At 65.2% G+C, this 7,190-nt stretch carries 5 protein-coding genes; 3 read left to right on the top strand and 2 right to left on the bottom strand.

Translation table 11 applies throughout. The features are described 5' to 3' along the window. Positions 1-176: 176 nt before the first annotated feature. Positions 177-1,928 (bottom strand): DNA polymerase/3'-5' exonuclease PolX, encoded by a 1,752-nt coding sequence (gene polX, locus EA473_RS18055; RefSeq protein WP_124197042.1) that lies wholly within the window; start codon positions 1,926-1,928, stop codon positions 177-179. After that, positions 1,928-2,368: a DUF5788 family protein gene (locus EA473_RS18050; RefSeq protein ID WP_124197041.1), complete on the bottom strand. Its 441-nt coding sequence runs from the start codon at positions 2,366-2,368 to the stop codon at positions 1,928-1,930. Before EA473_RS18050 ends, polX begins: the two co-directional genes overlap by 1 nt. Positions 2,369-2,598: 230 nt before the next feature. Here EA473_RS18050 and EA473_RS18045 point away from each other — a divergent pair, with 230 nt between their 5' ends. From EA473_RS18045 to EA473_RS18035, 3 genes are all read left to right on the top strand, one after another. Further along, complete coding sequence (locus EA473_RS18045) at positions 2,599-3,780, top strand: sugar phosphate nucleotidyltransferase (RefSeq protein WP_124197040.1); 1,182 nt, start codon at positions 2,599-2,601, stop codon at positions 3,778-3,780. Next, on the top strand, positions 3,780-5,582 hold the full coding sequence (gene glmS, locus EA473_RS18040) for a glutamine--fructose-6-phosphate transaminase (isomerizing) (RefSeq protein ID WP_124197039.1): 1,803 nt from the start codon (positions 3,780-3,782) through the stop codon (positions 5,580-5,582). The genes EA473_RS18045 and glmS overlap by 1 nt, the downstream gene beginning before the upstream one ends. Before the next feature lie 187 nt (positions 5,583-5,769). Then, complete coding sequence (locus EA473_RS18035; protein ID WP_124197038.1) at positions 5,770-6,708, top strand: rhomboid family intramembrane serine protease; 939 nt, start codon at positions 5,770-5,772, stop codon at positions 6,706-6,708. Positions 6,709-7,190: the final 482 nt, after the last annotated feature.

Here is a 7,190-nt window from a genome sequence, read left to right as displayed (position 1 = left end):
CTTTAGCAGGATTCGTGCGCGGGTGATATCCTCTGCTCTATGTTCACCCGTCGAGATAATCGCCTCAAGTTCGCTTCGTTCCTTGTCAGAGAGGTTGACGATGTGCTTTTTCCGTCCCATCCCTATAGAGAGGTGCTCAGAAGAGATAAGCTAAGCAGTCGACGCTTGCAAGTGCACTAGTCGAGAAACGCCCGGAGTTCCTCGAGTTCCCAGGTGTTGATGACGTCGTCGGGTTCGGCCCAGCCGCGACGCGCCGTGTGGACGCCCCAGCGTATGTACTCGAGCGTCGACGGCCGGTGGGCGTCCGTGTTGACCGCGATCGGTGCACCGACCTCGACGGCCGCCTGGACGGCACTCCCCCAGAGGTCGAGTCGGCGCGGGTTACTGTTGACCTCGAGGGCGGTGTCGTGTTCGACGGCTGCGATGGCGAGTTCGGTCGCGTCGAACTCGAGTCCCGACCGTTCGTTGAGCATCCGACCGCTGGGGTGACCGAGCACGTCGACCGCCGGATTCTCGACGGCGCGAACGAGGCGCTTCGTCGCCGTCTCGGCGTCCTGATCGAGCGCGCTGTGAGGCGAGGCGACGACGATATCGAGCGCCTCGATCACCTCGCTCGAGAGACCGATCTCGCCGGTCGCGTCCACGTTCGCTTCGATGCCGGCGAAGACTGCGATGTCGCTCGCGGCGTCGACCTCCCGGACCGCCTCCACCTGTTCCAGGATCTCGGTATCCGAGAGCCCCATTCCGCCGACGATTCCGGGACCCTCGGCGTGGTCGGCGACGCCGTAGTAGTCGTATCCGCGAGCTTCGGCGGCCGCGACCATCTCCTCGATCGGGGTGTTACCGTCGGACCACTCGGTGTGACTGTGGAGGTCACCGCGAACGTCCTCGTGCTCGAGCAACGTCGGTAGATCGCCGCTCTCGGCTGCCACGATCTCGCCGCGGTCCTCGCGCAGTTCCGGCGGGATCCACGACAATCCGAGTGCCTCGTACATTCCCGCCTCGGACTCACCTGCGACTCGTTCGCCGACGCGCTGGCCCGCCTCTTCGTCGCCGACCTCGCTCACGTCGAACGCCCCGTACTCGTTGAGCTTCATTCCGCGGTCGATCGCGTAGTTTCGCAGGCTGACGTTGTGATCTTTGCTCCCCGTGAAGTACTGCAGGGCGGAGCCGAACTCCTCGGGAGAGACGACGCGCAGGTCGACGCGGATCTCGCCGACGCGAACGCTCGCTTTCTCGGCTCCGGACTCGATCTCGCCGTCGACGGAGTCCCAGCCGACGAACGCGTCGATCACCGACTCGTTCGCATCCGTCCCGACGAGGACGTCCACGTCCCCGATCGTCTCGCGCCACCGGCGGATCGATCCCGCGACCTCACAGCGCTCGACAGCGTCGAGTCCCTCGAGAAACGCGAGGACGTCGTCGGCGAGCGGACGCGCCTCGCCGAGCAGGTAGCGCTGTCCGATCTCCCGCGCGAACGCGACGTTCTCCCGGATGTTCTCCTCGGTCTTCGGGCCGAACCCTTTGACCTCGCGGATCTCGCCCGCCTGGGCCGCTTCCTCGAGGTCGTCGAGCGTTTCGACGCCGAGTTCCCGGTACAGTTTGCCGGCGGTTTTCGGACCGACGCCTTCGACGCGGGTGATGTCGGCGATCTCGATCGGCAGTTCCGCGCGGAGCTCCTCGAGTTCCTCGATCGCACCCGTTTCGACGTACTCGACGATCTTCGAGGCGATCGCGTCGCCGACGCCGTCGATCTCCTCTATCGTCTCGCGGTCGCCGTCGGCGACGTAATCCGCGATCGGCGAGGGGTGGGCTCGGACGTTTTCCGCGGCTCGACGGTACGCCCGGGGTTTGTACTCGACGTCGTCGGCCTCGAGCAGGTCGGCGAACTCCTCGAATCGGCCGGCGATTTCGGCGTTCGTCGCCATCAGCGTCCCCTCCGCGCTGCGGTGTCGTCCTCGCGGCCGAGGGCCTTCTTCAGGAACGACATCCACCGTTTCGTGTCGGCGGCCTGTTTTGCCTGCTGCTCTCGCTCGAGATCGGTCGAGCCGAGACTCTCCAGGGCGTTCAGCGCGCGGTCGATGCCGATGACGCTCCGGGCGAGTTCCTCGCCCTCCTCGCGGCTGATTTCGGCTTCCTCGATTCGCTCGAGTCGGTCGGTTCGCTCGCGTCGCAAGTTCCGTTTCGCCTGCTCGACGCGGTCGCGTTCGCCCGCCGGGATCGTCTCGCGGCGTTTGATCTCGAAGACGAACGTCCGGAGATCGATATCTTCGCCCTGTACCGTGATCGTCTCCGGAATCTCCGCGCCGACGGTCGCCCCGTCGCGTTCGACGCGTTCGAGCAGCTGCTTGCGCTCGTACTCTTGCACGTCTTCCCGTTGGGGACTGGTCGGCAAAAGTGTAGTCACGATCGGCGAACGCCCGGTCCTCACTGACGTGTCGAACGCCCGGTCCTTACTGACGTGTCGAACGCCCGCTCCTCACTGACCCGTCGAACTCCGTCTCGTTCCGGTGGCTGGAACAGTCATCGATACTGTTCGTTTCAGGGCTTGTTCCAGTTCGTAAAAGGATTAAATAGGTCGGCATGGCCGGTACTGGCATGTCCGATCTTACCGCCGTCGTACTCGCCGCTGGAGAGGGAAAGCGGCTCCGGCCGCTGACGAGCCATCGGCCCAAACCCATGCTCTCGGCCGGTACGCGACCGATCCTCGAGCATACAGTCGACGCAGTGATCGACGCCGGAATTACGTCGATCGTCGTCGTCGTGGGGTACAAACGAACCGACGTTCAATCGCATCTCGGTCCGTCCTACCGCGGCGTCTCGCTCACCTACGCCGTCCAGGAGAAACAACTCGGAACCGGACACGCAGTGTTGGCCGCGGAGCCGTACGTGGACGGCTCGTTTCTGGTCGTCAACGGCGATCAGGTCATCGACCGCCGGATCGTCGAAGACGTTCTCGAGACACACGCCTCGAGCGACGCCGTTGCGACGCTTGGACTGCTCCGTCGATCCGACGTCGGCGACTACGGCGGCGTCCTGACCGACGGCGAAAGCGTCACCGAGATCGTCGAAGCGCCTCGAGACGATCGGGACTACCGCCTCAATGCGGGCGTGTACGCGTTCGAACCGGTCGTCTTCGATGCGATTCGCCGAGCGGTACCGCGAGCGGGCGAACAGCAGATCGTCGATGCGATCGAGGAGCTGATCGACGAGCGCGACGGCGTTCGGGGAGTCGAATCCGAGGGGTTCTGGGCGGACGCCACGTACCCGTGGGATCTGCTGGACGTGGCGGAGACGATCATCGAAAACGGCGGCCAGACCGAGGTCTCGAGGACCGATTCGTCTCTTTCGGTTCACGACTCCGCGGTGATCAGGGAGCCGATCGTCGCCGGCGACGACTGCGAGATCGGCCCGAACGCGGTCGTCGGTCCGAACGTGACCCTCGGGACGAACGCGACGGTTGGATCGAACGCGGTCGTCGAGCGCTGCGTGGTCGATACGGACGTCCGCATCGGGGAAAACGCGACGCTGATCGACTGCGTCGTCGGACGCGGCGTCCACGTCGGAGCGGGGGCAGTCGTTCCCGGCGGACCGGGCGACGTTCGCGTGGGCGATCGAATCCACGAGGACCGACAGCTCGGCGCGCTCTTCGGCGACCGCGTCGACGACCGGGGCGGGACGCGGTACGTTCCGGGAGCCATCGTCGGCGCTGATGCCGTCGTTCGGGCCGGTTCGCTCGTCAGCGGACGAAATACGGACGTGAGGACGGTGGGTCGCTAATGTGCGGAATCATCGGCTACGTCGGCTCCGATCCGATGCCGGCGGAAGACGTACTGCTCGCTGGCCTCGAGCGCCTCGAGTACCGGGGGTACGACTCGGCCGGGCTCGCGGTCGCCGACTCGGCGCTCGAGGTGTACAAACGAGCCGGCGAGCTCTCGGCGCTCGAAGAGGCGGTCCCGACGGACGACGTTGCCGGTCCCGCAGGTATCGGACACACGCGCTGGAGCACGCACGGGCCGCCGACCGACGAGAACGCTCACCCCCACACCGACTGCGAGGGACGCGTGGCGGTGGTTCACAACGGGATCGTCACGAACGCCGAGGAACTTCGCGCCGACCTCCTCGAGTCGGGCCACGTCTTCGAGAGCGACACCGATACCGAGGTCATCCCCCACCTGATCGAAGCGTCCCTCGAGCGGGGGCTGGACCCGGAGGCGGCGTTCGAACGCGCGATCGAGCACATCGACGGCAGTTACGCGGTGGCAGCTACTATCGCGGGCTCGGACGCCGTCTACGCGACGCGGCGACACTCCCCGCTGGTGCTCGGCCTCGACGGGGAGACGACCTATCTCGCGAGCGACGTTCCCGCGTTCCTCGAGCACACCGACCGGGTGATCTACCTCGAGGACGAGCAGTTCGTTCGGCTGACGCCGTCGGAGGTCGTCATCAGGGACGACGACGGCTCGGTCGTCGAACCGAGCGTGGAGACGGTCGAGTGGGACCCGGAGGACGTCGGCAAGAGCGGCTACGACCACTACATGCTCAAGGAGATCTACGAGCAACCCCAGGCAGTCCGTCAGGCCACCCGGGGGCGAGTGTCGGAGCTGGACGGCTCGATCGAGCTTTCCGCCGTTCCGGAGTCGATACGGCGTGAGGCCGAACGCGTCCAGTTCGTCGGCTGCGGAACGTCGTACTACGCGATGTCCTACGCCGCGTCCCTGTTTCGCGAGCGTGGGATTCCCGCAGCGGCGTTCGTGGCGAGCGAGTACGAGACGGAGCGAGTGCCGATCACGGAGGACACCATCGTAATTGGCGTCACCCAGAGCGGGGAAACGGCCGACACGCTCTCGGCGCTGCGGGACGCGAACGGTGCCGGTGCGACGACGCTCGCGGTGACGAACGTCGTCGGCAGCTCCGCCGCTCGAGAGTGTGACGCCGCCGTCTACATCCGCGCCGGCCCGGAGATCAGCGTCGCCGCGACGAAATCGTTCGCCAGCCAGCTGGCGACGTTGTCGATGATCGCGAGCGTCCTCGCCGACGGGATCGAGCGCCCGTTTCTCGAGGCGATTCGGGATCTACCCGCGCAGATTCAGCGCGTGCTCGATCACTCGAACGCTCGTGAGGTCGCCGAGGAGATGGTAGACTCGGACGCGTACTTCTTCGTCGGCCGGCAGTACCAGCACCCGGTCGCCCTCGAGGGCGCGCTGAAGATGAAAGAGATCACCTACGAGCACGCGGAGGGGTTCCCGGCCGGAGAGTTGAAACACGGCCCGCTTGCACTCGTGACCGAGCGAACGCCGGTCGTCGCGCTCCTGACCGGCACTGACGCCGTCGTCGAGAAAACCCTCGGAAACGTCAAGGAGGTCGAAGCCCGCGGCGCGCCCGTCGTCGCCGTCACCGACGATCCCGACGGCGTCGATCACGTCGCGGACCACGTCCTCGAGGTGCCGGACACACACCGATACCTCGAGCCCGTTCTGACGAACGTCCAGCTCCAGTTGCTCGCCTACTGGACGGCGAACCTGCTCGACCGGCCGATCGACAAACCCCGGAACCTCGCGAAGAGCGTCACCGTCGAGTGATACGGATTGCCGTCCCGATGTCCCGGCGCACCGTCGTCCGGGTCGCGGGTGCGCCGGCAATGACGGGCAGTAAACGGTCTGCCACCGGAGTCCGGATCTCGAGGGCCGACCGGTATTCGATCGGGCTAGGCCCTCTTCCGGGAGCGAACCCCAAATCCCTTAGCCGTGCCACACATACCCCCGGTCAATGGCCAAGTGCGACGCGTGTGGGAAAGACGAAAGTATGCCGTACAACTGTCGGCACTGCGGGGGAACCTACTGTGCCGACCACCGGCTGCCGGAAAATCACGGGTGTTCGGGTCTGCAGAACTGGGACGACCCGAGCGGCGTCTTCGATAGCGGGTTCGACGATAGCGTCCAGAACGGGGGGGCGTCGACGCGGTCGAGGGTAACCGACAAACTCCCGATCGACACCGGTCCGGGCGGGCCGCTCGGGTACTTCCGCGGGAACGTGACCTACACGGTGCTCGCGTTGATGTGGCTGACGTTTCTCTTCCAGTGGATCGCCCTGTTGATCGGCGGGCAAACCCTGCACAACGACCTCTTCGCACTCTCGACGTCCAATCCCGAGTACGTCTGGACGTGGTTCACGTCCATCTTCGCTCACAGCCCGATCGGTATCTTCCACATCGTCTTCAACAGCATCGTGATCTTCTTCTTCGGACCGCTCGTCGAGCGCTACGTCGGCTCGAAGAAGTTCGCGATCCTGTTCGTCGTCAGCGGCGTCCTCGCCGGGCTCGGACAGATCGGCATTTCGCTCTACCAGGGCGTTCCCTCGAACGTCCTCGGTGCGAGCGGTGCCGCACTGGCGATCATGGGCGTGTTGACCATTCTGAACCCGAGTCTCAAAGTCTACCTCTACTTCATCCTCCCCGTTCCGATCTGGCTGCTCACGGCAGGGACGGCCGTCATCAGCGTCTTCTTCATCGGGACCGGCGGCGGCGGCAACGTCGCGCACATGGCCCACCTCGTCGGCCTGGTCGTCGGCCTGGCCTACGGCGAGTACGTCAAACGAACCCAGAACGTCCGCGCGCCGAACCAGTTCCAACTCGGGGGCGGTCCGGGCGGTCCCGGCGGCCCAGGGGGCCCAGGCGGCCCAGGTGGTCCCGGCCGAGGTCGGTTCTAGTACTCCTCTCATACGATTTACTGTAAATCAGTACCGGCGCACCCGGGACCCGGGCGGCGGGTGCGCCGATAAATCGGTACAGCAATCCGTATCAAGCGTCGATCGGTGCGACGGTCGGTCGATTCGCGTTTCTGGGCGACTCGAGCGCGCTCGGCGATGAACTGACCCGGGAGCGAACGGACTCGTTCGATTTTCGGTGGAAGGACTCTCGAGGAGCGTCGACGCGACCCGCCGGCGGTTCCGAGAAGCGGTGACGCGAACTCCGAAGGGTTTCTCGAGGTTGCTTGAGTGCCTTCCGCCAACACTTCTACTTTCGAAGCATTTTACTTTGATATTCGAAGTATAGGAGATTCGGCCTTCCTAGCGGTTCACAGAGATGCATAAGTTCCATCGGATCAACCGCCTTCGAGGTCCCCCCTCGAGCGACTCTTGATTCCGGGTCCGCCCTCGAACGACCCTTGGTTCCAAGTCCGCCCTCGAGC

Origin of the sequence: Natrarchaeobius chitinivorans (genome assembly GCF_003841505.1) — an archaeon.
Lineage (GTDB): Archaea > Halobacteriota > Halobacteria > Halobacteriales > Natrialbaceae > Natrarchaeobius > Natrarchaeobius chitinivorans.
This window is presented reverse-complemented; position numbering and strand designations above follow the sequence as displayed.